1 protein-coding gene and 1 pseudogene are annotated in these 1175 nt (G+C 52.5%); both read left to right on the forward strand.

The features are described from left to right. Positions 1–189 (forward strand): annotated as a pseudogene (locus I2G61_RS16260) (cell division ATP-binding protein FtsE); the annotation flags it as partial. Beyond that, the gene (ftsX, locus tag I2G61_RS16265; RefSeq protein ID WP_195548478.1) at positions 182–1087 is read left to right on the forward strand and encodes a permease-like cell division protein FtsX; all 906 of its coding nucleotides are present in this window, start codon (positions 182–184) and stop codon (positions 1085–1087) included. The pseudogene I2G61_RS16260 and the gene ftsX, both read left to right, overlap by 8 nt. The last annotated feature ends 88 nt before the right edge of the window (positions 1088–1175 follow it).

Consider the following 1175-nt stretch of genomic DNA (forward strand, 5'->3'; position numbering starts at 1 on the left):
CTCGATCCGCAGAAGTCGGATGAGATCATGACGTTGTTGGAAAAGATCAACCGTGAGGAAAAAACGACGGTGCTGATGGTCACGCACGACATCACGCTGGTGAACAAGCACCGCAAACGCACGATCGCCCTGGAAGCGGGGCATATCGTCGCGGACATGAACGAGGGAGGGTATATCAAACATGATTAGACGATTCTTCCGGCATATCCGCGAGGGTTTTTATGGTGTGGGCCGGCACGCGGCAATGTCGGTGTCGAGCGCCTCGGCGGTGACGATCACGTTGTTGATCATCTCGATCTTTATGATCGTGACGGGCAACATGCAGGAGGTCACCCAGAACATCGAAGGCTCGGTGAAGATTTCTGCGTTTGTAGCCTATGACCATGAGGAACAATCGCAGCTGGACATGATTCAGGCGACGATCAAGAATCTGGAGCATGTGGTCAGCGTGGAATACTCAAGCAAGGATCAGGAATTCGACGAGCTGATGGAAACGTATGAGGATGAAAGCGCCAGAGAAGCGCTGGAAACGTATCGGGAGGATAATCCGCTGCACGACGCGTTCTATGTGGAAGTAAACGACGGAGACGCGTTAAAGGACACGGCGGAAAAGATTCAGGCGATCGAAGGGATTGAAACGGTGAACTACGGCGGGGACAGTGCGCTGATGTTTGTCCGAACGCTGAATTCCGTGCGGTTTGGCGGGGCGATTCTGGTGGCGGGCTTAAGCGCGCTGGCGATTTTCTTGATCGCGAACACGATCAAGCTGACGATTTACGCGCGAAGCAACGAGATTGCGATCATGCGGGACGTCGGTGCGACGAACGGGTTTATCCGGGCGCCGTTTGTGGTGGAAGGAATGATCATCGGAGCGCTGGGCGCGATTATTCCGATTCTGTTTACGATCTTTGGTTATATCTTAATCTATGACAAGCTGGGCGGAGTGTTGTTTTCGGAGATGTTCAGGATGACGCCGCCGCATCCGTTTGTATTGCAGCTGTCGCTGATCTTATTAGGGATCGGCATGGTTGTCGGGTTGATCGGCAGCTTCATGTCGGTAACGAAATATCTGAGGTGGAAACGATGAAAAAAGTAGGACTGATTCTATTAAGCGTCCTGTTAATGACGGGCATGGTTTTGCCGGTCATGGCGGACGACGACGAAGACGTTTATTA

It is taken from the genome of Holdemania sp. 1001095H_141210_F2 (genome assembly GCF_015558105.1).
Classification (GTDB): domain Bacteria; phylum Bacillota_I; class Bacilli_A; order Erysipelotrichales; family Erysipelotrichaceae; genus Holdemania.

What these genes read in the sequence shown, in the direction of transcription:
- ftsX (WP_195548478.1), top strand. Translation starts at nt 182, where the DNA reads ATGATTAGACGATTCTTCCGGCATATCCGCGAGGGTTTTTATGGTGTG.